General features: G+C 62.0%; 19 protein-coding genes and 2 tRNA genes. 12 read left to right on the top strand and 9 right to left on the bottom strand.

The annotated features are described in order from the left end of the window. Nucleotides 1–4,564: 4,564 nt before the first annotated feature. The 8 genes from QRN53_RS07810 to rpmH all read right to left on the bottom strand — a co-directional run bounded on the left by QRN53_RS07810 (nt 4,565) and on the right by rpmH (nt 10,278). Entirely contained in the window at nt 4,565–5,854 is a 1,290-nt protein-coding gene (locus tag QRN53_RS07810; RefSeq protein WP_285243441.1) for a ParB/RepB/Spo0J family partition protein, read from the bottom strand. Nucleotides 5,855–5,920: 66 nt separating this feature from the next. Beyond that, on the bottom strand, nt 5,921–7,000 hold the full coding sequence (locus QRN53_RS07805) for a ParA family protein (protein WP_285243440.1): 1,080 nt from the start codon (nt 6,998–7,000) through the stop codon (nt 5,921–5,923). Nucleotides 7,001–7,089: 89 nt separating this feature from the next. Then, on the bottom strand, nt 7,090–7,740 hold the full coding sequence (rsmG, locus tag QRN53_RS07800; RefSeq protein ID WP_285243439.1) for a 16S rRNA (guanine(527)-N(7))-methyltransferase RsmG: 651 nt from the start codon (nt 7,738–7,740) through the stop codon (nt 7,090–7,092). Between the two features lie 20 nt (nt 7,741–7,760). Next, entirely contained in the window at nt 7,761–8,324 is a 564-nt protein-coding gene (locus QRN53_RS07795) for a Jag family protein (RefSeq protein ID WP_285243438.1), read from the bottom strand. After that, nucleotides 8,324–9,289, bottom strand: coding sequence for a membrane protein insertase YidC (gene yidC / locus QRN53_RS07790; RefSeq protein WP_285243437.1), 966 nt, complete (start codon nt 9,287–9,289; stop codon nt 8,324–8,326). Before yidC ends, QRN53_RS07795 begins: the two co-directional genes overlap by 1 nt. 15 nt (nt 9,290–9,304) lie before the next feature. Next, nucleotides 9,305–9,697 carry a membrane protein insertion efficiency factor YidD gene (yidD, locus tag QRN53_RS07785; protein ID WP_285243436.1) on the bottom strand — a complete coding sequence of 131 codons (393 nt, stop codon included), beginning with the start codon at nt 9,695–9,697 and terminating at the stop codon, nt 9,305–9,307. Further along, nucleotides 9,690–10,100, bottom strand: a complete 411-nt coding sequence (gene rnpA, locus QRN53_RS07780) for a ribonuclease P protein component (protein ID WP_285243435.1) — start codon at nt 10,098–10,100, stop codon at nt 9,690–9,692. Before rnpA ends, yidD begins: the two co-directional genes overlap by 8 nt. Nucleotides 10,101–10,140: 40 nt before the next feature. Beyond that, nucleotides 10,141–10,278 carry a 50S ribosomal protein L34 gene (gene rpmH / locus QRN53_RS07775; RefSeq protein ID WP_003800212.1) on the bottom strand — a complete coding sequence of 46 codons (138 nt, stop codon included), beginning with the start codon at nt 10,276–10,278 and terminating at the stop codon, nt 10,141–10,143. Between the two features lie 467 nt (nt 10,279–10,745). On the opposite strand from rpmH, the gene dnaA reads away from it, so the two are divergent. The 12 genes from dnaA (at nt 10,746) to QRN53_RS07715 (ending at nt 23,992) form a co-directional block, all read left to right on the top strand. Beyond that, entirely contained in the window at nt 10,746–12,167 is a 1,422-nt protein-coding gene (gene dnaA, locus QRN53_RS07770; protein WP_018769876.1) for a chromosomal replication initiator protein DnaA, read from the top strand. Between the two features lie 537 nt (nt 12,168–12,704). Beyond that, on the top strand, nt 12,705–13,829 hold the full coding sequence (dnaN, locus tag QRN53_RS07765) for a DNA polymerase III subunit beta (protein WP_285243434.1): 1,125 nt from the start codon (nt 12,705–12,707) through the stop codon (nt 13,827–13,829). Between the two features lie 116 nt (nt 13,830–13,945). Then, complete coding sequence (gene gnd / locus QRN53_RS07760; protein ID WP_285243433.1) at nt 13,946–14,830, top strand: phosphogluconate dehydrogenase (NAD(+)-dependent, decarboxylating); 885 nt, start codon at nt 13,946–13,948, stop codon at nt 14,828–14,830. 45 nt (nt 14,831–14,875) lie between these two features. Further along, nucleotides 14,876–16,081, top strand: a complete 1,206-nt coding sequence (gene recF / locus QRN53_RS07755) for a DNA replication/repair protein RecF (RefSeq protein ID WP_285243432.1) — start codon at nt 14,876–14,878, stop codon at nt 16,079–16,081. After that, nucleotides 16,071–16,625, top strand: coding sequence for a DciA family protein (locus QRN53_RS07750; protein ID WP_285243431.1), 555 nt, complete (start codon nt 16,071–16,073; stop codon nt 16,623–16,625). Before recF ends, QRN53_RS07750 begins: the two co-directional genes overlap by 11 nt. 379 nt (nt 16,626–17,004) lie before the next feature. Continuing rightward, nucleotides 17,005–19,092 carry a DNA topoisomerase (ATP-hydrolyzing) subunit B gene (gene gyrB, locus QRN53_RS07745; RefSeq protein ID WP_285243430.1) on the top strand — a complete coding sequence of 696 codons (2,088 nt, stop codon included), beginning with the start codon at nt 17,005–17,007 and terminating at the stop codon, nt 19,090–19,092. A gap of 55 nt (nt 19,093–19,147) precedes the next feature. Continuing rightward, a complete protein-coding gene (gyrA, locus tag QRN53_RS07740; RefSeq protein WP_285243429.1) occupies nt 19,148–21,826 on the top strand; it encodes a DNA gyrase subunit A in 2,679 nt (892 codons plus the stop codon). Beyond that, nucleotides 21,819–22,460, top strand: coding sequence for a DUF3566 domain-containing protein (locus tag QRN53_RS07735; RefSeq protein WP_285243428.1), 642 nt, complete (start codon nt 21,819–21,821; stop codon nt 22,458–22,460). The genes gyrA and QRN53_RS07735 overlap by 8 nt, the downstream gene beginning before the upstream one ends. A 97-nt stretch (nt 22,461–22,557) precedes the next feature. Next, a tRNA-Ile gene (locus QRN53_RS07730) sits at nt 22,558–22,631 on the top strand. A 71-nt stretch (nt 22,632–22,702) separates the two neighbouring features. Beyond that, nucleotides 22,703–22,819, top strand: coding sequence for a DLW-39 family protein (locus QRN53_RS07725; protein WP_285243427.1), 117 nt, complete (start codon nt 22,703–22,705; stop codon nt 22,817–22,819). 72 nt (nt 22,820–22,891) lie between these two features. Then, nucleotides 22,892–22,967 (top strand) — tRNA-Ala (locus QRN53_RS07720). 83 nt (nt 22,968–23,050) lie between these two features. After that, nucleotides 23,051–23,992 carry a DMT family transporter gene (locus tag QRN53_RS07715; RefSeq protein ID WP_285243426.1) on the top strand — a complete coding sequence of 314 codons (942 nt, stop codon included), beginning with the start codon at nt 23,051–23,053 and terminating at the stop codon, nt 23,990–23,992. Nucleotides 23,993–24,026: 34 nt separating this feature from the next. On the opposite strand, the gene QRN53_RS07710 is transcribed toward QRN53_RS07715, so the two are convergent. After that, the gene (locus tag QRN53_RS07710) at nt 24,027–24,902 is read right to left on the bottom strand and encodes a glycosyltransferase family 2 protein (RefSeq protein WP_285243425.1); all 876 of its coding nucleotides are present in this window, start codon (nt 24,900–24,902) and stop codon (nt 24,027–24,029) included. Nucleotides 24,903–24,959: the final 57 nt, after the last annotated feature.

The following is a 24,959-nucleotide window of genomic DNA, read 5'->3' as shown; positions in this document are numbered from 1 at the left end:
AGAGGGGGCTTAGACGGGCTCGTAGTCGCAGGGGGAGTTATCTCTACGTGACGCCTGGTCATGGCTTCCTCAGGCCTTCTGCGCCCGAAGCGCCCAGAATCTGCCCGAGACTTGCGCAGACTAATCTACGAGCAGACACATTCTGGCTTGCGACGACCCATGCAGTGTCCAGAAGCGAAGCCACGGATACGTTGGAGATGCGATGCATGTTTCACGTGAAACACGGGCGACCCGTTGCGGGCACAGTCTGGATAACTGAGGAATGTGTGTCCACCGCGGAATCTTGGATATTTCGAGAACGCACCTCGCTAGTCATCTTGACCTACCCGTGCGTAAAGATTTCGAGTCAATCGATCGTCTTCTGAGAAGGAACCACTAGCGCTGCGTCGCGTATTGCCGCAAACTCCTTGGACCGGCGACAACTGAATGGATGGCAAAGTTGCCACTTCATGTCTGCCGAGACTCCCGACGGCTTACCCCCGTAATCCATCTAATAATCATTTCTGGCTCGGTCCAACGCCGGCTTCTGCGCGAATCCACTGGTGGGATAGCTGTGTGTGAGTATCTCCTGCCATAACCACGGCCATGGGCCCGACGCTTACCAAAGAGACCCTGTTACTACAACGCGATGGCTGCGTGGGGACAAAGTACAAGTTCCTAGAACCATCGGAGGCCACGCTTGGACATGCTGGCCTGAGCTACCCAAAGTCGAACAGTCCCGCTTGTCCTCGAGTTTGCTACGTTGATGCCACCATTCTCAATGCTTGCGATCCAAGCTCAGGTCGTAGTTTCAACCACAGTACCCAGCGGTTGTCCCTACGGCTGGCGCCTGAAAACGGACAGCTCCGGTGACTGCGCGGTAGTTGTGCCGTCCAAACAAGAACTTTCTGGCGGCATAAGCATCAATGTGCAGCCAACTGCACATTGAGGTGGGGTATGTCGAGGGATGACCTGCGAATTGACGGCGGTGGGTCAAGGAGAGTGCTGACGTCGGGGCACCCCTCCCGGCCGCCTGGGAGCCCATCACTTCAAGTCTCGTGGCGATGGTTCAGTGCGAACAGAATCTCTCTGCCTAGCCATGTGGAATCCCGTACTGAGAACTGCATCGCTGGTCACATGTTGGGGCGGCCGAATGTTTCACGTGAAACGGGATGGATACTTTTCATATCCGTTCGCTGGCGCCAGTTGTCCGAAATCCGGTTATAGGACTGGCGACTGCGTTTTGTTTTGCCGGCGGATGCGCCCAACATGCCCTTACGGCCCAGTTCACGGATACTAGGTTCGCACCATGTTCACAACTGACTCACCCAGAGTCGCTATGGTAACGACGCAAGAGATCCGCAGTTGGTCCGGGGTTGATGGTTGCAGGATCGACGGGGTAGTTGCCGTGCACTTACCGACAAGGACGTGGAAGAAGCTCTGGCGTTGTTCTAAGAGCCAATGGCCAAAGGATGTACCGCGGCACCGTGGATTGCACATGCCGCATCGGACTACTCAGAACTGGAGGATCCTGAAGTGGGAGGTCTCTGATCTCAAACAGTCCACGGGCCGGATACCTCGATGATCCCTCTGAGACCCGTGCCTGCGGCACCAATGAAAGAGACATACATACACGTCAGGTGCCTGGTCTTCCGGAATGACAAGCACGGACAGCACAGATCTGAAGAGCAGGAAGCAAGTCTTCGCAATGGAGGAGCCTCACATATCCCGAAAGCTGACCCACGAGTCCAGCATGCCGCCCGCCGTACAGACGGCAAGTGGGGCAATGCCCACGCAGGCACTGCTCCTCAGCAGTGACATGGTCCACACTTTATCCACAGTCAAGCGTCCGAGTTATGCACAGGGATATCCACAGGGGCCGAGCAAATTTAAAGTGCCCCCTCATGGTGTCGGCGTGGTGCCACCGGGCCGCCATTCCAGGGTCACCGTCTTGGGATAGCAGCGACACATTCAGGTGGGACTCCTAGTCGGTGTCTCCTGAGCATTGGGTAGGCAGCTTTTCACCCCTGCGTCTACCAAATCAGGTTCCAAGTCGCGTAGATTCCGGCCCCGCAAGTATGTTTCACGTGAAACGCTGGGACCTGCGCCAGCAACTCAGTGGTCCCGTCGTACTGACCCTTCCACCGCGTATTACGTAACGGTCGATCCCACCTGCGTAAACCTGTGGATCGACCTGCAGAGTTATTCACAAAGTTATCCACAGCAATATCCACTGTGATCTCTGTCTAATCCGCCTGGATATTCCACATCGCGTCTGGCCCTCACGCACGGCAGCTTGCCGCGTGGTTAGCCACTGCAGCAGCCGATCCGTCTCATAGTACTTCACAGTGCCTGCCTGTTCAGCCGTTGAGCGAAGACGGCTGAGGCTTTTCGATAGCCCGGCTGGGCCGGCGCACAGATCGTCGGTCCCTTCCGGCTCCCATTCCGGTACCAGATTGTCCAGGGGAGTAGCCCTGACCTGCGACCCATGTCCGCGCCCGTTCGATTCACATCTTGCGAATGACTTGCCCCACTTCTGCATGACCTCAGAGAACCGTGGTCGCCAGATGCCAAGTAGTCCTAACCCTAGTAGGCCCATCGGGAGCCAACGCAGTGGGATGGAATCAGGCTGAGTAAAGCCTGTAAGACGTACGGTGCCGCGCCGACCACGCATCGGCTGAGGCGTTGGCTAGACATGCCTACGCGTCGAGTACCTTTAGACACCCGAATGCCCGGCATAGTTTACGTCCGTCTCTCGGCACCCCAACAGCGCCGGCTACAGCAGCAAACTAATATTTCGGAAATCCACCGGCCGAACTGTCCTGCCACTCAAGCCTGGGGTAGACAGCGTTCCTACATATCAACCAGGGGGACCCGGTGCAGACGTCCGAGTACCAGGTAACGCGACACGAGCATGGACCGGAACTATCAATTATTACTGTCAGGGGACCCAGTAGCTGATTCCCTGCGCCACGGGCCACACACCATTTAGAAGCATGTGCCCCGGAGGTTTGGCAACCCGTCCAGGAGCAGGCTTCATCTGAGGGCGGTAACAGATGACGCCTCTGAAATCATTCGTAGGGAAAATCAAAGAACGACACTGCACTTTGGGTCATTGCCTCATTGGACGTTGAGTTGAGGAATGAGCCGACAGATGCGCGCCGGCGCTGAGCCATTGCGATCCCTGCCCCTCAGCATCGCTATCGCCGACTGGACCTCCGCTACCACCTGATCTTAATCCGTCCTTGTTTCACTTGAAACATGCATCATGATTACCGGGGGAGAGTCGCATCTCCTGGATTCTGTTTCACGTGAAACATCCGCTGCTAATGGCCAATGGGTCCATTCGCCGGCACTTTCGGCCGGTCAACAACGTCAGAACCTACGACCATCCAAGCCGGCTCCGGCCCTCTAGATTAGCGAATCACCACTCACCGCTTGGCCGAAGGGACACTGAAGCCGCTAATAGGCACATCTGTTTGCGGGAGGGAAACTTCAGAATGCCTAGGCGGACGAGTGGGTCTACGGCGAAAGCTCACTTCGATGGGCAAGTGCATCGCGTTTTGCGAGGAAAAAGCATACGCACCTGTACCTCCAAGGGAGGAGTAGTCGCAGCAGCGAATATCAAGAAAAGACTGCCAAACCCTAATTCCCAAGAACGGAACTGTAATTGCCCCGGTACCTATGGGATGGACGTGTGCCCCCCAGCCGCTCTAGCCAGTAGATACGTACTTGCGGTCTCTCCGTGATGAACGTCTACCTATCCACAGCTTCAGATTATCCGCCGCCGCACTGACAAAACTGAGCCCACTACAGAGGGTTCACGGCGCACGGGATGAAGCAGCCTAGGACACCGAATGCTCGCAGGGGACAGCAAAATGGAACCGCACGAGACGATGTTGCTGATGCCTGAAACAGCCTTCTACGAGCTTCATAAATGAGCATTTCGTTTCACGTGAAACGAACGCAAAACAGATCAAAGCTAAACCTTACCCTTTAGAACTCACTGAAGCAGAGCTAGAGCCCACACACTGCTGGTCCACAACAAAGCAGCAACCGCTAGGGGAGACTCTAGAGCGCCCGTACCTGTCCGTTCAGAGGCCTTGGTGAGGCCGCTGACAGCCCGGGAAACGCCCGCGCTTGTCACTGACCCCGGGCCAGTTTGGGAGGCTTACATGCCCCCTGCGTCCCAGCTGTGGCCTCGATTTCCCTCTTTGCTCACATTAGTCAGCATCTAACCTCAGTACGGCAACGAAACCGCTCAATGGCGGTACCTAGTGCACAACCTAGCGTGAACAAGACACCGTTAGGGGTCAACGAAAGACTGATGCGGGGAATGATGCGGCCCAGACACCGAATCGCCTGCGACTGTGCTCGAAACAGTCGATACGCCGCCGAACGTCGCGCGACTAAGTTACTCGGGATGCGCGAGGGGCAGGTATCCAGCTCCGGGCCCGGCTCAGCTCAACCCTTTAAATCCCATACCACACCGGTTACAAACTGCATCGTCTTGAAGTGGTACGCAAAACCAAGAGAGGCCCGATTCATTCTGAATGGGCCTCTCTACATTTAACATATGGAAGCGCTAGTTGTTAGATCCCGGTGCCAGGACGTCCATGATGCGGTTGAGGTCTTCCACGCTGGCGAACTCGATACTAACTTTGCCTTTGCGAACACCGAGGGAGATCTTCACGTTGGTGTCCAGCCGGTCGGACAACGACGATGCCAAGTAATCGAGCCGCTCGTGCCGCGCGCCGGGACGGGGAATATTATTCTTGGCCGGTTTAGCGGGATCCTGGTAGAGCGTGACTGCCTCTTCGGTTGCGCGTACTGACATGCCCTCGGCCACGATCTTCTGGGCGAGCCGCTCCATTGCGGCTGCGTCCGGCAACGAGAGAAGGGCACGGGCGTGGCCGGCGGACAGGACACCGGCAGCTACACGTCGCTGCACTAGCGGGGGCAGCTTCAACAGGCGCAGCGTGTTGGACACCTGGGGCCGGGAGCGGCCGATCCGGTCTGCCAGCTGCTCGTGAGTGGTCCCGAAGTCCTCCAGGAGCTGTTGGTATGCCGCTGCCTCTTCGAGGGGATTCAGCTGGCTGCGGTGCAGGTTCTCCAAGAGGGCATCGCGCAGAAGGTCATCATCGGTGGTGTCCCGGATGATGGCGGGGATGGTTTCCAGTCCCGCGGCCTGGACAGCCCGCCAGCGGCGTTCACCCATGACCAATTCATAGGGTTCGCTACCATTTTCGGTTGATGTACGAACAACAATTGGCTGCAGCACTCCGATTTCCCGAACGGAGTGCACCAGCTCGGCCATGTCGTCCTCATCGAAGACATTTCGGGGCTGCTTACGGTTGGGATGAATGTCACCCACCGGCAGTTCCGCGAACCGTGCGCCGGGTACCTCAACCAACTCGACACCGGAGTCGGGGACCGCAGCAGGTTCCACCGAAGCCGGTGCAGCGGCGGCCTCGACAGGCTGAGCCGACTCAGCAAGCTGGGGAGCTTCGGCCGCTGCTGCAGGCCCAGGCTTATCTGCCGCCTTGGACCGCGCAGCCGGAGCCTTCCTCGCAGCGGCCTTGTTCCCGGCAGCACCGTTGGCCGCCGAAGCCCCCGTGGCGGTGGGCTTGTCGCTGGGCGCGGATTTGGCGGTGCTTGTCTTGGCTGCTGACGCCCGGGGTGCGGGCGCCGGGTTTTCCGTCCCGTTAGTGGGCGCTGCCGGCTGCTCTACGGGTTCGCTCTTCTTCCGGCCTTCGGGAAAGAACAGATCCACTGGCCTCGATACCGCTGCGCCGCTGGCAGAGCCATTGGCTGCGGCGGAACTTGGAATCAGCGCGCCAAGACCGCGGCCTAAGCCCCGTCGCTTCTCGCTCATGGGTAAATCCCTCCAGTGGTGAAGCCAGGACGACCCGGGCCTCCATGCGTTGCGGTATTGAAGATTCTAGCGTTCCGCTATTTCAGCGGCGGCTTCCAGGTAGGACAGGGCACCGCTCGAGGACGGGTCGTAGGTCATGACCGTCTGCTGGTAGCTGGGAGCTTCAGAGATCCGCACCGAGCGGGGGACGACGGCGGAGAGCACCTGGTCAGGGAAGTGCTGGCGTACTTCCGCGGCCACTTGGGCAGCGAGGTTGGTACGGCCGTCGTACATGGTGAGCAGGATCGTTGAAACAACGAGATCCGCATTGAGGTGCTTTTGGATCATCTCGATGTTCTTGAGGAGCTGGCTGAGGCCCTCCAGGGCGTAGTACTCGCACTGGATGGGAATCAGAACCTCACTGGCCGCGCAGAACGCGTTGACCGTCAGGAGGCCAAGGCTGGGCGGGCAGTCGATGAAAACGTAATCGAGGCGCTCTTCGCCGTTTTTTTCACGTGTTTTCGCGTAAACGTCGATTGCGCGTCGAAGCCGTTGTTCCCTGGCCACCAGGGACACGAGCTCGATCTCGGCACCCGCCAAGTGGATGGTGGCAGGGGCGCAGATCAGCTTCCCGATGTCCGGGCACGGGGCAACAACATCGGCCAGGGGGACGTCGTTGATCAGGACGTCGTAAATGCTGTCCACATCAGCGTGGTGTTCAATACCCAACGCGGTGGAGGCGTTGCCCTGGGGATCGATATCGATCACCAGGACGTTGAGCCCGGCAGCCGCCAGGGCTGCGGCGATGTTCACCGTGGTCGTGGTCTTGCCCACGCCGCCCTTCTGGTTGGAAACGGTGAAGATCCGGGTCTGGTCCGGGCGCGGGAGCTGGCGCCCCACCAGGCGCTCCCGGCGCTTGGTCTCGTGTGCGAGCTCACGGGCGATCGGACTCGAGTCATCAATAGCGTCAATGACATTTGACCTACCGGAAGAGGTTGTTTCACGTGAAACCGAGTTTCCTGCGGCACCAGTGGCCGGCCGTGGATGGTTTCCGCCGCGGGCCGGAGCCATTGCCAAACCGGCCAACCCGGAACCAGCGACGGAACGTGCCGACCCCAGAGACACAAACGGCGGGATCCGTTGTGCGGAGGCTTCACTACTCGTCACTAGGGCACACTCACTCTCGTTCAGCCAATTTTGCTGCCGTTGTCTAGCCTAACTGCTCCACCCGTCTGACTACCGTCAGCAGGCCCACTTTAGGACTTCTTTTGGGACTTGTTCACTACGATGCGCACCACAGTGGTGGGCTCTTCGAGGAGGTTGTCACCGACGGTGACCACCGAAGTCTTCACCCCTCCAAGCTTGCGAATGACTTTCGCCGCCTTTTCAATTTCCTCACCGGCGCTGCGGCCCTTAATGGCAACCACTTCACCGTGCCCTGCGAGGAGCGGAATGGTCAGGCCCGCAAGGTTGGTCAGCGCCGAGACGGCACGGGCCGTGACCACGTCTGCTTCCACGTGCCCCACCGCCAGCTCGGCCCTGGTGCGCATGACCGTGACGTTGTCCAGGCCGAGATCGTCCACCACTTCCTGGAGCCAGATCACCCTGCGCTCGAGGGGCTCAATGAGCGTCAATTCCAGGTCGGGGCGGGCGATGGCAAGGCACAGACCCGGCAGGCCTGCCCCGCTCCCGACGTCGGCAACGTGGCTTCCCTGCGCAATCTCACTTTCGATGACCGCGCAATTGAGTACATGGCGGCTCCACAGGCGGGGAACTTCGCGGGGTCCGATCAGCCCGCGCTCGGTCCCGGAAGTGGCCAGGTGCTCCACGTAGCGCTTGGCCAGGTCCAGGCGGTCGCCAAAAATCTTCTCAGCAGCGCGAAGCTCTGCTGCCGTGATATCAACCATGGTTATCGTGCTGGCATTCTCTAGTCTGCGGAAACAACAATGTGGCGCCCGGAGCCTTCACCCTCGGACTCGCTGACCAATCCGAGGTCAGCCACGGCGTCGTGCACAATCTTGCGTTCGTAGGCACTCATCGGTTCGAGGGCAACGGGCTTACCGGTTTCCCTGACGGATGCTGCGGCGTCCTCGGCAATCTTCTGCAGGTGGCCGGTGCGTTCCTGCCGGTAGCCGTTGATGTCCAGGACAAGGCGTGAGCGGTTCTCCGTGGCGGACAGTACGGCCAGCCGGGTGAGCTCCTGGAGGGCCTCAAGCACCTCGCCGTCTTCCCCTACCAGGCCTTCGAGGCCTTCGGTTTCTTCTTCCGCGACAATCGAGATGTAGGTGCGTCCGTTACGGACCTCGATGTCGATGTCGCCGTCGATGTCAGCGATGTCCAGCAGTTCCTCCAGGTAATCGGCAGCGACATCGCCCTCTTCTTCGAGGCGGCTGGCGGCGGAAGACTTGCTGGGGGAAGCGTCCTGGTTCACAGACTCGTCCTGGTCTGCGATTTCTTCGGAAAGGACGTGCTCTGTGCTCTCGGCTGACATTACTTCTTCTTCCTGTTCTTACGCTGGGGCTGGACGCGCTGTCCCTTGGCTTCCAGGGCGGCAGCCGCGGCGGCGTCGGCTGCTTCATCCCGCTTGCCGGTGAGGACGGACAGGGCCGGCAGGCCCTTGGCGGCACGGCGTTCGGCCAAGGCCTTGGCAGCGGGGGATCCCGGGGTCGGCATGCGGCGGATCACAAAGAACTGCTGGCCCATGGTCCAAAGGTTGGTGGTGGTCCAGTAGATCAGGACACCGATGGGGAAGTTGATGCCACCCACGCCGAAGACCACCGGCAGGATGTAGAGCATCATCTTCTGCTGCCGCATGAACGGGCTGGCCATGGCTTCTTCGGACATGTTCTTGGCCATGATCTGCTTCTGGGTGATGAACTGGGAGGCCGTCATGGCCAGGATCATCACGATCGAGAGCACCACCACTGCCGTGTTCCCGGCACCGCCGTGCAGCAGAGCGGCAGACAGGGGCGCGCCGAAGATGCTGGAAGCGTCGAACTCCACAACCTGCTCGTGGCTCATGGCCCCAATGCCGGCACCCTGGTCCTTGGCCTGCGAAATGCCCGAAAGCACCTGGAACAGGGCGAAGAAGAAGGGCATCTGGATCAGCATGGGCAGGCAGGCGGAGAACGGGTTGGTCCCGTGCTTCTTGTACATGGCCATCTGTTCCTGGGCCATGGCCTGGCGGGACAGCTGGTCGGTCTTGCCCTTGTACTTTTCCTGGAGTTTCTTCAGGTCCGGCTGCAGCAACTGCATGCCGCGCTGGGCCTTGATCTGCTTGACGAATACCGGGATCAGGGCAGCGCGGATCACCAGCACCAGCCCGATGATGGCCAATGTCCAGGTCCAGCCGTTCGCGGCAGGCATGCCAATGCTGCTCAGCCCGTCATGGAACGCCACCATGATGAACGAAACCAGCCACTTGAACGGGCCGATTATTGCTCCAAAGATGTCCATACTTATCCCTATTCGTCAGGCCGCACTGCGGCCTTCTTCATCAGTCCGAGCAACCAGGTACTTGTCCGGATTGTTCAGCACAACAATTGTGGGGGTCCGGCCCGCGGGCCATTCCCGGCCGCCGGCGGGGACGTGGTCCACTCCGCCGGCATTCCATGGGTGGCAGTGGCCAAGGCGCCGGACTGCGAGCCAGCTTCCCTTGACGGCGCCGTGGACGGTGACCGCTTCAAGGGCATAGGCCGAGCATGAAGGGAAGAATCGGCAGACGGGGCCGTACAAGGGAGAAACCACCTTGCGGTATGCCATCAGCAGGAGAATCAGGATGTTCCGGGGCAGGTTCCAGAGGAACGTTGCCACCGCGGCAGTCACGTTCCGGAAACGGGCGACGACGCCAGTGGCGTTAGGCACGCGTTGTCCCCTCCCGTGTTGTATCGGCCGAACCTTTGGCGGCAGGCCGTGGCGGCCGTCCGGCCAGCCGGTTCTGCGTTGTTTCCAATGCTGCGTTGTAATCCGCCAGCAGCTGCTCCCAACTGGCAGACGAAGACGCGGGCAGAGCCCGCACCACGATGGCTAGTCCAGTTGCGTGTTCGCGCAGTGAGGCGGCAGCCGCTTCCCTCAGTCTCCTCTTAACGAGGTTCCTGACCACGGCGTTCCCTACACTCTTGGAAACAATGAACCCGATCCGGCTGGGTTCGTCGGCAGCGATGGCTGCCGCATATAACACTACGTTCCGGCGTCCATTGCGGACACCGGAACGTACGGTTGTTGAAAAATCGGTTGCAGTCCTCAAGCGGTTGCGGGCGGCCAGCACCTTAAACTCGCAAAGGGATCTCTACCGACAAGTCAGTTATTTAGGCCGAAAGCTCGGTGCGGCCCTTGCCACGACGGGCTGCCAGGATGGCGCGGCCGGCACGGGTACGCATACGAAGGCGGAAGCCGTGCTTCTTGGCTCGACGGCGGTTATTCGGCTGAAAAGTCCGCTTGCTCACGTTAGTTACTCCAGTGGATCAAAGGTGCGCCCACCCGATCAGTATGGGGAAGAACTGGCCGACGCTAAGTTTTGTATATGCACGCTTCCCCCGGCTGCCCAAGCGCACTGCGCCTGGAAGTTCAGATGGGGCCAAAAAGCGGACACAAAGGACTTCACAACGTTAGGGCAATTCAAGGCCCGGAGTCAAACCGGGACGCCCCTGCAACGCTGTCCCCAGCTGTGCCTAACTATCCCCAACAGGCTGTGGATGAAGTGGCTCACAGGGGTGTTTCGGGAACCACAACCATGTAATTATCCACAGCCGGATAGCCAGCTATCTTCTAGGCTTTTGATCCCCTAGAGTGTCCCAGTAGCCGATTATCCACGGACTGTGCATAACCCTGTGGATTAAGTTGGGCCAGCATCCTGGTTCCGGACTTGGGCTGCAAGCAATGCAGGCATAGCAAGTTTTGAGGGAACCGATTGATGACAGTAGACGAAGCCAACCACGCCAATACTGTCGGAAGTTCCTGGCGCCGGGTTGTCAGCCTGCTGGAACAGGACCACCGTGTTTCGCCGCGCCAGCGGGGGTTTGTCATCCTCGCCCAGGCCCAAGGACTGATCGGTTCCACCCTCCTGGTGGCCGTCCCCAACGAACTCACCCGGGAAGTGCTCCAGACCCAGGTCAAGGATGCCCTTGACGATGCACTGCACAATGTCTTTTCGGAGGACATCCGCTGCGCCATCGACGTGGACACCGATCTGGTGCCCATCCACGAAGAGCCCGAGCCCGTCGTCGAACCTGCCTATGCGCCGGACCAGCTGATCGAACAGAAGCCGCAGCCCATGCTGCCAAGCACCTCACACGAATTCGGCCGGCTGAACCCCAAATACGTTTTCGACACTTTCGTGATTGGTTCCTCCAACCGCTTTGCCCACGCGGCCGCCGTCGCTGTGGCCGAGGCGCCCGCCAAGGCCTACAACCCGCTGTTCATCTACGGTGACTCCGGCCTCGGCAAAACCCACCTCCTGCATGCGATCGGGCACTACGCGCGCCGGCTCTACAGCGGCATCCGGGTCCGGTACGTCAATTCCGAAGAATTCACCAACGACTTCATCAACTCCATCCGGGACGACGAAGGCGCAAGCTTCAAAACCACCTACCGCAACGTGGACGTCCTGCTGATCGATGACATCCAGTTCCTCGCGGGCAAGGACCGGACGCTGGAGGAGTTCTTCCACACGTTCAACTCGCTGCACAACAACAACAAGCAGGTGGTCATTACCTCGGACCAGCCGCCCAAGCTGCTCGCCGGGTTCGAGGACCGGATGAAGTCGCGGTTCGAGTGGGGACTGCTGACAGACATTCAGCCGCCGGAACTCGAAACGCGTATCGCGATCTTGCGGAAGAAGGCGCTCAGCGAGGGACTGTCGGCACCCGACGACGCCCTGGAGTACATCGCGTCCAAGATATCCAGCAACATCCGCGAGCTTGAGGGCGCCCTGATCCGTGTCACCGCCTTCGCCAGCTTGAACCGCCAGCCGGTGGATGTTGCGCTGGCCGAGATGGTCCTGAAGGACCTGATCACCGATGACGGTGCGCAGGAAATCACCTCCGCGCAGATCCTCCAGCAGACGGCTGACTACTTCAAGCTCAGCATGGAAGAGCTCTGCAGCAAGTCCCGCACCCGGACCCTGGTCACCGCCCGCCAGATCGCCATGTACCTCTGCCGTGAGCTGACGGACATGTCGCTGCCCAAGATCGGGCAGGAACTCGGCGGCCGTGACCACACCACGGTGATCCATGCCGACCGCAAGATCCGTGAGCTGATGGCCGAACGCCGTGTGATTTACAACCAGGTGACGGAACTGACCAACAGGATCAAACAGCAGCAGCGCGACTCCTGAATCCACACCGCGCCGCGCACTCTATACCTTATTAACAGGGGCATGTGGATAAGCCTGTGGATACTTAAGGGGACAAGCGCGGTTAATGGGCTTAAAACCCTTAAGGCGTCTGTGGATCGTTAAAAATGGCCCTGAACGTTGTCCCCATCCACACCCTGTTTAAAACCCAGGTAACGCACAGTCCGTGAACAGGGCTTAACCCCGGAAACGTGGGCCAGGATCAGGTTATCCACAGTTTCCACAGCAGTTATTAACACTACGAATCCCAAAAAATTGAATTCCCTCAAACAACAAGATCCATCCGCACCTCACCAGGACGGGCCCTCCGGCCCCTGGAAGGGCCGGGCCGGGATCCCGGGGATGGGTTAATCGCAGATCTTCCGGCTAAGCTGTCAGCAGCGCTCCCATCCTTGGGTTTTGTGTGGTTTCCGTCTGCACGGACCATGCACCGCCGGAGGTGCGCGCAACATCTTCCGGAGTTTCACTGCGAAGTTCCCGGGTTTACATGGCAGCAGCAATGAAAGGCGGCACCCTTCCGTGAAGTTCAGAGTCGATCGGGACGTCCTGGCAGAAGCCGTCACCTGGACAGCCCGTTCGTTGTCTCCGCGGCCGCCGGTGCCTGTCCTTTCCGGCCTGCTCCTGAAGGCAGAAGCCGGAACCGTCAGCCTCTCGAGCTTTGACTACGAAACCTCCGCACGGCTGGAGATCGCCGCTGACATCAGGGACGAAGGAACCATCCTGGTTTCCGGCCGGCTGCTTGCCGACATTTGCCGCAGCTTGCCCTCGGCACCGGTAGACGTCGAAACCGACGGCAACAAGGTCACCCTCACCTGCCGTCGAAGCAGCTTCCACCTGGCCACCATGCCGGAGGCCGAGTATCCGCCGCTGCCTGCCCTGCCCGCCATCAGCGGCACGGTGCCCGGTGACGCTTTCGCGCAGGCTGTCTCCCAGGTAATCATTGCTGCCAGCAAGGACGACACCCTTCCCATCCTGACCGGAGTGAGGATGGAGATCGAGGATGACCTGATCACCCTCCTGGCCACCGACCGTTACCGGCTTGCCATGCGCGAAGTGCCCTGGAAACCCGTGACTCCCGGCATTTCCACCAGCGCCCTGGTAAAGGCCAAGACCCTCAACGAAGTAGCCAAAACGCTCGGCAACAGCGGCGACATCAATCTCGCCCTGTCCGACGATGACAGCCGGCTGATCGGATTCGAAAGCGGCGGACGCACCACCACGTCCCTGCTGGTGGACGGTGATTACCCGAAAATCCGGTCCCTGTTCCCGGAGTCCACGCCGATCCACGCCACAGTCCAGACCCAGGAACTGGTGGAGGCCGTCCGTCGCGTATCGCTCGTCGCCGAACGCAACACCCCGGTCCGCCTGGCGTTCAGCAACGGGTTGCTGAACCTCGATGCCGGTACCGGCGAGGACGCCCAGGCTTCCGAGGAACTCGAGGCGCAGCTGTCCGGGGAAGACATTACGGTGGCCTTCAACCCGCACTACCTGATCGAAGGCCTCAGCGTCATCGAGACCAAGTTTGTCCGCTTCTCGTTCACCACGGCACCCAAGCCCGCCATGATCACGGCACAGGCAGATGCCGACGGTGAAGACCAGGACGACTACCGCTACCTGGTCATGCCTGTCCGCCTCCCCAACTAGTCCCCGCCGCCTCCCTTGCCTCGCAAGCTCGGCCAGGGCCCTCGCCAACGGGGCCCCACCCATCGGCTCCCGCCGCCAACTCCGTTCCTCCCACTAGCGCAGAAAAGAGTTCCGCCATGCACATTGGACTGATCGGCCTCGGCAAAATGGGTTTCAACATGCGTGAACGCCTGCGCAAGGGTGGCGTGGAGGTCACCGGCTACGACCGCAATCCCGACGTCACGGACGCCGCAAGCGTCGATGACCTGATCGCCGCTGTCCCGGCGCCCAGGATCATCTGGGTCATGGTCCCGGCCGGGCACGTCACGGACGCGGTCATCAGCGAATTGGGCAGCAAACTCGAACCCGGCGACCTGGTGATCGACGGCGGAAACTCACGGTTTACCGAAGACCAGAAACACGGAGAGGACCTTGCCGCCAAGGGCATCCGGTTCGCCGACTGCGGGGTCTCCGGAGGTGTATGGGGCCTGCAGAACGGCTATGGCTTGATGGCGGGCGGCAACGCCGGCGACATTGAACGCGCCATGCCGGTCTTTGATGCGCTGCGGCCCGAGGGCGACAGGGCTGACAGCTTTGTCCACGTTGGCGGAATCGGCGCGGGGCACTACGCCAAGATGGTCCACAACGGAATCGAATACGGCCTGATGCAGGCGTACGCCGAAGGATACGAACTGCTTGCCGCCAAGGACATCGTCACGGACCTGCCAGGCACTTTCCGGGCTTGGCAAAAGGGAACCGTGGTCCGTTCCTGGCTCTTGGACCTCATGGTCAAAGCACTGGATGAGGATCCCGGCCTGGAGTCCATCGACGACTACGTCGAAGACTCGGGCGAGGGCCGCTGGACAGTCGAAGAAGCCATTGCCAATGCGGTTCCGGCCCCGGCGATCACGGCCGCCCTGTTCGCCCGTTTTGCGTCCCGCGAGGACACGTCCCCCGCAATGAAGATGGTTTCTGCGCTGCGCCACCAGTTCGGCGGCCATGCAACCCGTCCCGCCAAGTAGCATCCACCGGGAGCCACCACCGGTTCCAGAATTGCCGACCACCGCGTGTACCTTGAACATCTTTCACTGACAGATTTCCGCAGCTACGCCCAGGTTGACCTCAGCCTGGGCCCGGGCGTCACCGTCCTGGTGGGATACAACGGCATCGGCAAGACCAACCTGATGGAGGCCATCGGCTACCTGGCCACGCTCAGCTCCCACCGTGTCAGTTCCGACGGCCCCCTGCTCCGGTTCGGCACGGAGCGCGCACTGGTCCGGGCCCGCGTGGTCCGCGGAGAACAGACCACGGTGCTGGAGCTGGAAATCAACGCCGGACGGGCCAACCGCGGCCGGATCAACCGCAGCAACCCGGTCCGTGCACGGGACCTGCTGGGCATCTGCCAGACCGTCCTCTTCGCACCCGAGGACCTGGCACTGGTCAAGGGGGATCCCTCCCACCGCCGGCGTTTCCTGGATGAACTGCTCGCCAGCCTGGTCCCGCACCACGCAGCTACCCGCAGCGACTACGACCGTGTCCTGAAGCAGCGCAACGCACTGCTCAAATCAGCACGGGCCGGACGGTTCACCACTGCCCATGAAGCCACCCTGGATGTCTGGGACCAGCACATGGCCCGTGCTGGAGCGCAGCTGCTGCACGCCCGGCTGGAACTCGTGGAACGGCTTCGTCCGCACCTCGCCCGTGCCTACGCTGAGCTGACTGACGCTTCCAAGCCCGCGGATGCCACCTACCGTTCAACGCTCCAGAACCAGATGGACGACGACGGCGTTCCGGCCGCCCATGCCCAGCGCACCACCGCGGGGGTTTCGTCCGCCGGACAGGAGGACCTGCGCCTTCTCAGCGTCGAACAGCTGACGGAGCGCTACATCCAGGCTTTCGCGGAATCACGGAAGAAGGAACTGGAACGGGGCATTTCGCTCGTCGGCCCGCACCGTGACGAACTGGAGCTCACGCTCGGCCAGGCGCCCGCGAAGGGATATGCCTCCCACGGAGAGACCTGGTCCATGTGCCTCTCCCTGCGGTTGGCCTCGTACTATGTGATGCTCGATGATGCCCGCACCGGAGGTTCAGCTCCCATCCTCATCCTGGACGACGTCTTTGCCGAACTCGATGTCCAGCGGCGGCGTAAACTGGCGGCTATAGTCTCCGGCGCGGAACAGGTCCTGGTGACCGCCGCCGTCGACGCCGATATTCCGGAAGAGTTGTCCGGGCGGCGGGTGAAGGTCATCCCTGGAGGAATCGATGAGCAGTGACGAGGGCGCCGGGCTGCAGCCCGGCCGCGAACCTGACCACATCGATGCCCCGCAGGCGGCACTGAACCGGATGCGCGAGGCGGCCGCCGCGCGCGGCGAAGTCCGCAGGAAGGCGCCCCGGCCCGGATCCCAGAAAGCCAAGGGCAGTATCCGGGACACCCGCGGCTTCAGCCAGTTCCACGCCACGGGCCGGGATCCGCTGGGCTTGGGCAAGGTTGTTGGGCGGCTGGTTGCGGAACGCGGCTGGACCTCGCCGGTGGCGGTGGGGTCCGTTATGGCGGAATGGGCCACCTTGGTGGGCCCGGAGATTTCCGCCCACTGCACCCCCGAAAGCTTTACCGACACCACACTGCACGTGCGGTGTGACTCCACGGCCTGGGCCACCCAGCTGAGGCTCCTCAGCACCAGCCTGCTGGACAAATTCCGCAGGGAACTGGGTGAGGGCGTGGTCACCAAAATCCAGGTCCTCGGCCCGTCAGCACCCAGCTGGCGCAAGGGCGGACGCAGCGTCAACGGGCGTGGGCCGCGGGACACGTACGGATAGCCTGGGCCGCAGCTCTTGAAACTTCGCCCAACGGCGTATAGAGGCCGGTAATGGCCGCGCCGTGTATAGGCACCCGGAGGCCGCACCACTGGGCCGCCCTAGGTGGGGTCCAGAGCCTCGTACAGGCATATTAACCGCCCGCCCACGGCCCTGGAATGCGGGGATATGGGCGTGTTCGCGGTAGAATTGACCGAGATAACTGGGCGCGGATGAAACGTTGACTTCAGTCCGTTCTCCGCGCGCGTCCCGCACGCAGAGCGCGGATCACCGACCGTCATCGAGTCACCGGCGCCATAAGTTTGTGCCTGTTGGCGGGTCACTTTTCCCTGCGAAAAGAAATCAGCCGGCCATCATCGAGAACAGAGGAGTCGCAGCGCCTGTGGCTAACGACAATACAGATATTCTGGCAGCAGATACAGCGGTCGAGGATGGCCGGACCCCCGATACCCCGGCTGCGTCAACCAGCCCACGGGAGTACGGCGCCAGCGACATCACTGTCCTTGAAGGCCTCGAAGCTGTCCGCAAGCGCCCGGGCATGTACATCGGCTCCACGGGTCCCCGCGGACTCCACCACCTGGTCTATGAAGTTGTGGACAACTCCGTGGATGAGGCACTCGCCGGCTACTGCAGCCATATCGAAGTGGTGCTGCGGGCCGACGGCGGCGTCAAAGTAGTCGACGACGGCCGCGGTATCCCGGTGGACATGCACCCCACCGAGCACAAGCCCACAGTCGAAGTGGTGATGACCATCCTGCACGCCGGCGGCAAATTCGGTGGCGGCGGGTATGCGGTCTCCGGCGGCCTCCACGGTGTGGGTATTTCCGTGGTCAACGCCCTCTCCAGCAGGGTGGACACCGAAGTACGGCGCCAGGGCCACGTCTGGCGGATGTCCTTTGCCGACGGCGGCAAGCCGCAGGGCAGCCTGGTCCAGGGTGAAGAGACCGATGCCACCGGCACCACCCAGACCTTCTATCCGGACCCGGCGATCTTCGAAAGCACGGAGTTCGACTTCGAGACCCTCCGGGCCCGCTTCCAGCAGATGGCCTTCCTCAACAAGGGCCTGCGCATCACCTTGACGGATGAGCGTGCGGCCGGGGACGACGAAGCCGACGGCGACCTCGACCTCGACGACCTCAGCACCGACGGCGAAATCAGCGCCGAACACCGCACCGTGGTCTACCAGTACGACGAAGGCCTGCTGGACTACGTCAAGCACCTGAACTCCGGCAAGAAGGTGGAGGTGGTCCACGAAGACGTTATTGCCTTCGAAACCGAGGACACCGAACGCCGGATCGCCCTGGAAATGGCGATGCAGTGGACCAGCGCCTATTCCGAGAGCGTGCACACCTACGCCAACACCATCAACACCCATGAGGGCGGCACCCACGAAGAAGGTTTCCGCGCCGCGCTGACGTCCCTGATCAACCGGTATGCCCGGGAAAAGGGCATCATCAAGGAAAAGGACGACAACCTCACGGGCGACGACATCCGCGAGGGCCTCACCGCCGTCATCTCCGTCAAGCTTGCGGAACCGCAGTTCGAAGGACAGACCAAGACCAAGCTGGGCAACTCCGAGGTCAAGGGGTTCGTCCAGCGCGTGGTCACCGACGGCCTGGGCGACTGGCTGGAGCGCAACCCGGGCCCCGCCCGTGACGTCATCCGCAAGGCGATTTCGGCGGCCCAGGCACGCATGGCTGCGCGGAAGGCACGCGACAACGCCCGGCGCAAGAGCCCGCTGGAATCGTTCGGCATGCCGGGCAAGCTTTCCGACTGCTCCTCGAAGAACCCGGAAAAGTGCGAGGTCTACATCGTGGAGGGTGACTCCGCCGGTGGCTCCGCCAAACGCGGCCGGAACCCGGAAACGCAGGCCATCCTGCCCCTGCGCGGCAAGATCCTGAACGTGGAGCGCGCCCGCCTGGACAAGGCCCTGGGCAACGCCGAGGTCCAATCCATGATCACCGCGTTCGGCACCGGGATCGGCGAGGACTTCGACCTCGCCAAGCTGCGGTACCACAAGATCGTCCTCATGGCCGATGCCGACGTTGACGGCCAGCACATCACCACCCTGCTGATGACGCTGCTGTTCCGCTATATGCGTCCGCTGATCGAGAACGGCTACGTCTACCTGGCACAGCCGCCGCTGTACCGGATCAAATGGTCCAACGCTCCGCACGACTACGTGTACAGCGACCGCGAACGCGACGCCAAACTTGTGGCGGGCCAGGCCGCTGGACGCCGCATCCCGAAGGACAACGGCATCCAGCGCTACAAGGGCCTGGGCGAGATGGACTACACCGAACTCTGGGACACCACCATGGACCCTGACCACCGCACCCTGCTGCAGGTGACCATGGATGACGCCCTTGCCGCGGACCAGATCTTCTCCGTCCTGATGGGCGAAGACGTGGAGTCGCGGCGCAACTTCATTCAGCAGAACGCCAAGGACGTCAGGTTCCTGGACATCTAAGGACCCGCTCCAAAGTATTCGGAACCAGACATATACCTGAAACGGAAAATATAGAATGAGCGACGAAACCCCCGAGATTCCCGCCCCCGAGGCCGGAGAACCGGACACCGTTCTTGAAGGCGACGTGCTGATCGACCGTGTGGAGCAGGTGGACCTGCAGACGGAAATGCAGCGTTCCTACCTGGACTACGCCATGGCCGTCATCGTGGGACGTGCACTGCCGGATGTCCGCGACGGCCTCAAGCCCGTGCACCGCCGCGTGCTGTACGCGATGTTCGACGGCGGCTACCGCCCCGACCGTTCCTTCAACAAGTGTGCCCGTGTGGTGGGCGAGGTCATGGGCCAGTACCACCCGCACGGCGACACCGCGATCTACGATGCGCTGGTCCGCCTGATCCAGGACTGGACCATGCGCTACCCGCTGGCGCTCGGGCAGGGCAACTTCGGTTCACCCGGCAACGACGGTGCCGCCGCGCCCCGGTACACCGAGACCAAGATGGCGCCCCTTGCCATGGAAATGGTCCGCGATATCGACGAGGAAACGGTCGACTTCCAGGACAACTACGACGGCAAGAACCAGGAACCCACCATCTTGCCGGCCAGGTTCCCCAACCTGCTGGTCAATGGCTCCTCAGGCATCGCCGTCGGCATGGCCACCAACATCCCGCCGCACAACCTGCGTGAAGTGGCGGACGGCGTCCAGTGGTACCTCGCCAACCCCGGCGCCAGCCGCGAGGAACTCCTCGAAGAACTGCTGCTGCGGGTCAAGGGCCCGGACTTCCCCACGGGCGCGACCATCCTGGGACACAAGGGCATCGAGGACGCCTACCGGACCGGCCGCGGTTCCGTCACCATGCGCGCAGTGGTCGCCGTGGAGGAACTGCAGGGACGCACCTGCCTGGTGGTCACGGAACTGCCGTACCAGGCAAACCCGGACAACCTGGCCATCAAGATCGCCGAACTGGTCAAGGACGGCAAGATCTCCGGCATCGCCGACCTCCGCGACGAAACCTCAGGACGCACCGGCCAGCGGCTGGTGATCGTGCTGAAGCGTGACGCGGTGCCCAAGGTGGTGCTGAACAACCTCTACAAGCACACCGAACTGCAGAGCAACTTCTCCGCCAACATGCTGGCCATCGTTGACGGCGTGCCCCGGACCCTCAGCCTCGATGCGTTCATCCGGCACTGGGTGACCCACCAGATGGACGTCATTGCACGCCGCACCAGGTACCGCTTGCGCAAGGCTGAAGAGGAAGCCCATATCCTCCGCGCCCTGCTGAAGGCATTGGACATGCTCGACGAGGTCATTGCCCTGATCCGCGCCTCAAACACCACCGAGGCGGCACGTGACGGGCTGATGGAACTTCTCGATATCGATGAGCTGCAGGCCCGGGCCATCCTGGACATGCAGCTGCGCCGACTGGCCGCCCTGGAACGCCAGAAGATCCAGGACCGGCACACCGAACTCGAAGCCCTGATCGCCGAATACAACGCGATCCTGGCCTCCGAGCAGCGGCAGCGCGAGATCATCAGCGTCGAACTGGCCGAGATCGTGGACAAGCACGGGGACGACCGCCGCACCAAGATCCTCATGGGCTTCGATGGCGATATGTCCATGGAAGACCTGATTCCCGAAGAGGAAATGGTGGTCACCATCACCCGCGGCGGCTACGTCAAGCGCACGCGCAGCGACAACTACCGCTCGCAACAGCGCGGCGGCAAGGGCATCAAGGGTGCCCAGCTCCGCGGCGACGACGTCGTGGAACACTTCTTCGTCACGACCACCCACCACTGGCTGCTGTTCTTCACCAACCTCGGCCGCGTATACCGTGCCAAGGCGTATGAGCTGATGGAAGCGGGCCGGGATGCCAAGGGCCAGCACGTGGCCAACCTGCTGGCGTTCCAGCCCGATGAACACATTGCCCAGGTGCTGGACTTGAAGGACTACCAGCAGGCGCCGTACCTGGTGCTGGCCACCAAGCGCGGCCTGGTGAAGAAGACCAGGCTCGAGGATTACGACACCAACCGCTCAGCCGGCGTCATTGCGATCAACCTGCGCGACGAGGACGAACTGGTGTCGGCGCAGCTTGTTTCGGAAACGGACGACCTCTTCCTGGTCTCCCGGATGGGCCAGTCCATCCGCTTCACCGCAACCGATGACGCCCTGCGCCCCATGGGTCGGGCGACCTCCGGTGTGACCGGCATGAAGTTCCGCGAGGACGACGAACTGTTGGCCGCCGATGTTGTGACCGACGGTTCGTTCGTCTTCATCGTGACGGAGGGCGGCTACGCCAAACGCACGGCTGTGGAGGAATACCGCCTCCAGGGCCGCGGCGGACTCGGTATCAAGGTGGGCAAGTACCAGGAAGAACGCGGCCACCTCGTGGGAGCCCTCATTGTCCAGGAAGAGGATGAAGTCCTGGTGGTCATGGAGGGCGGCAAGGTTGTCCGGTCCTCCGTGGCCGGTGTTCCGGCCAAGGGCCGCGACACGATGGGCGTCATCTTCGCCAAGCCGGACAAGAATGACCGGATCATCGAGGTGGCGCGTAACAGCGAGCGGGGCCTCGAGGACGATGAATCCGCCGAGGATGACGTAACGTTGGCTGAAGATGGCGGGCCCGCTGGGGATTCCGCCGCGCCAGCAATGGCAGAAGAATCACCGGCCGTTGAGTCAGAGGACGCCTCGGGCGACGCTGAGCCGAACGAAGACAACACGGAGGTAACGAGTGAGTAATTCCGACTCATTTCCCAAGCCGAACAGCACCGTTCCTGACGGGAACCGGCCTTCAGCGGCGCCCCGCGTGAACGCCCCCGTCCGTCCGCAGCAGCGCCCGGCAGGTGCTCCCGGCCAGCGTCCCGCTGTCCCGGGCCAGCGACCGCAGCAGGGCGACCGCCCGGCCCAGCCCGGCCAGCGTCCCTTCCAGGGGCAGCCCGGGCAGCGGCCCGCCCAAGGGTCCCAGGGACAGGGCAACCCGGGCTTGGTCAAGCCTGCGCCGAAGGCCAAGGTCCGGCGGGCACGGCTGCTGATCAGCAAGGTGGACCCCTGGTCCGTGCTGAAGATGGCATTCCTGCTCTCCGTGGCACTTGGCATCGTCACGGTGGTGGCAGCAATCGTCCTGTGGACGGTCCTGGACCTGACCGGAATCTTCGACCAGGTGGACAGCCTGCTGGGAACGCTCGCCGGCTCCGAAAGCGGCGGTTTTGAACTGAAGAAGGTGGCTTCGCTGGGACAGGTAGCCTCATTCGCCACCATCATCGCCGTGGTCAACGTTGTGCTGCTGACGGCTCTGTCCATGCTCTCCGCCGTCCTCTACAACATTTCCGCCACGCTGGTAGGCGGAATCGGCGTCACGTTGACGGACGATTAAGAACCCGTTTTCGCCGGCGCTAATCCGGTGGAAATGCCCGATTTGAGATCGGGCCGGGGTGTGCTGTACAGTCATATCTCGGCCCGATGAGGCATCGGGGCGTATAGCTCAGGCGGTTAGAGCGCTTCGCTGATAACGAAGAGGTCCCAGGTTCAAGTCCTGGTACGCCCACGGAACCTGTGCAGGTTTCAAACGGAGGTTTGGTCCGGATTCATCCGGTACCCGGCCGGAACGGGGAGCACGTGAAGAAGTTGCTGGTACTCGCAGCGGCGATCGCAGGCTTCCTGGTCTTCCGGAAAGCACAGGAATCCGAAACCCGGAAAACAGTCTGGAGCAAGTCAACCGACACGGTGGACTAGCCCGGACACCAGGTCTGGAAGCCGTCAAGGCCTCCACGGTTCCTGGGGTATGATTGACGGGTTGCTTCTTATGGGGGCATGGCGCAATTGGTAGCGCACCTGCTTTGCAAGCAGGGGGTTCGGGGTTCGAGTCCCCGTGCCTCCACCATAAGAAAGTCCCGGTCAGCGGAAACGCAGACCGGGACTTTTCGCTTTTCGTCGCCACGCGTAACCAGCATCAAGGGGGCTGCAGTGAACTTCTTCATCGCGGCCCTGGGCGTCCTGGGCGTGGCGTCATCGGGGCCCCTCATTGCAGCCACCTTGGGCGCCACCAGCGTCAGCGCCCTTGCAATCGCCTTTTGGCGCAACGCCATCGGGGCTGCTGTCATGGCCACCCCTACCCTGGTCCGCGAGCCGCGGCAGTTCGGCAGGGTAACCGGCAGGGAATTCCGCTGGTCGTCCCTGGCCGCCGTCGCCCTCGCACTGCACTTTGCCTGCTTTATCACCTCCTTGCAGCTGACATCCGTTGCCGCCGCCACAGCCCTGGTGTGCCTGCAGTCCGGCTGGATTGCCGTGTTCCAGCTCATCCGGGGAACCCGGCACCGCTGGCAGGTACTCGCCGGGCTGGGCATCGCCTTCGGCGGTGTTGTGGCGATTACCGGCTTTGACCTGGGTACCTCACCCCAGGCATTGACCGGAGACCTGCTGGCGATGGCTGGCGGCGCCCTGGCGGGGCTTTACACGCTGGCAGGAGGCAAAGCACGGCAGAGCATGACCACCGGGACGTACACCACGCTCTGTTACGGGATGTGCGCGGTCCTCGTGGCGGTGCTGGCCCTGGTGGCCGGCCAGCCGCTGGCCGGGTTCGAGCCGGCTGGGTGGCTGGGCATCGCGGCCATCACGGTCTGCGCGCAATTGGTGGGCCATACGGCGTTCAACCACCTGCTGGCCACCGTGAGTCCGCTGATCGTGTCCATGATCATCCTGCTGGAAATACCGGGGGCCGCAGTGCTGGCCGCCGTGTTCCTGCACGAAACCCTTCCGGCGGGCACCTACGTCGGGCTGGGCTTCATCCTGGCGGGACTCGCCGTCGTTGTCCTGGGGCAACGGTCCGGGAGGGCCGGTAAGCGGCCGCTGCCGCCCGGGGAGGAACCGCCGTCGGGCCGTCCGCTGGCCGAACTGGGAACGGACTGACAGGACGGCTGCCGCGCTGCCGCCGGAGGAGGCGTTACTGTCCGCCGCGGCGGACAGGCTGCGCCGTGTTGACCGTGTGGATGGCCCGCAGGAGCTTCGCCGGGAAATACACCGAAAAGAAGACCACCATGGGGGCCTTCAATGCCATTTTCCGCACATTGTGGGCTTTGTAGGTCCGGTCGAACCGGGTGACGTAGTAGCGGTAGTCCCGCGGAGAGTCCTCAAGCCGGCGGGCTGACATTCCGGACACCATCTGAGGCCAGTAACGGACCGGCAGCTCATGGTCGGCGAGATGCAAGGACAAATCGATGTCCTCGTGCATCTCGTCCTTTTCGTCCCGGCAGGTCTCGTCCCGGATAGCTTCCCAGGCGCTGGCGCGCAGGGCCATGTTGGAGCCGAACAGGAAGTGGTACTGGTGCTTGGCCAGCTTCAGCATGAGCTGGCGCATCTTGTCGTCCGCCTTGAGCCCGAAACGGCGCATGGGCATGTCGTAATACACCACCGGCCCGGTGGCCGCCTGGACGACAGGATCCGCAAATGCCTTCTGGACTTGCTCCACCCAGTCGGGTTCGACGATGGAATCCGCGTCAATCCGCCCAAGGACATCTCCCGTGGCGTGGTCCAGTCCAAAATTCCTGGTGGGGATCAGGCCCTGTTCGCGGTCCTGGCTAAGCAGGATTATGGGGCTTTCCGGATATTCGAGCTGCATCTGGCTGACGATCGCTGCCGTGCGGTCGCTCGAGAGGTTGTCCACCACGATGATCTCGTGGGCCGGAACCGACTGGTAGATCGCGGCGATCAGGCACTGCCTGATGACGCTTTCCTCGTTGTACGCCGGGATGACAATGGACACGCGGAGCTGTTCGGCTGCGTCGTTCAAGGCATCCCCAGAGGATCGATCGGCTGACATCAGATCAAATCTAGCATCCATGCAGTGTCCCGCCGCGGCCGTGCCGGGAGCGTCCGC

Origin of the sequence: Pseudarthrobacter sp. fls2-241-R2A-127, from assembly GCF_030209355.1 — a bacterium.
Taxonomy (GTDB): Bacteria; Actinomycetota; Actinomycetes; order Actinomycetales; family Micrococcaceae; genus Arthrobacter.
This window is presented reverse-complemented; position numbering and strand designations above follow the sequence as displayed.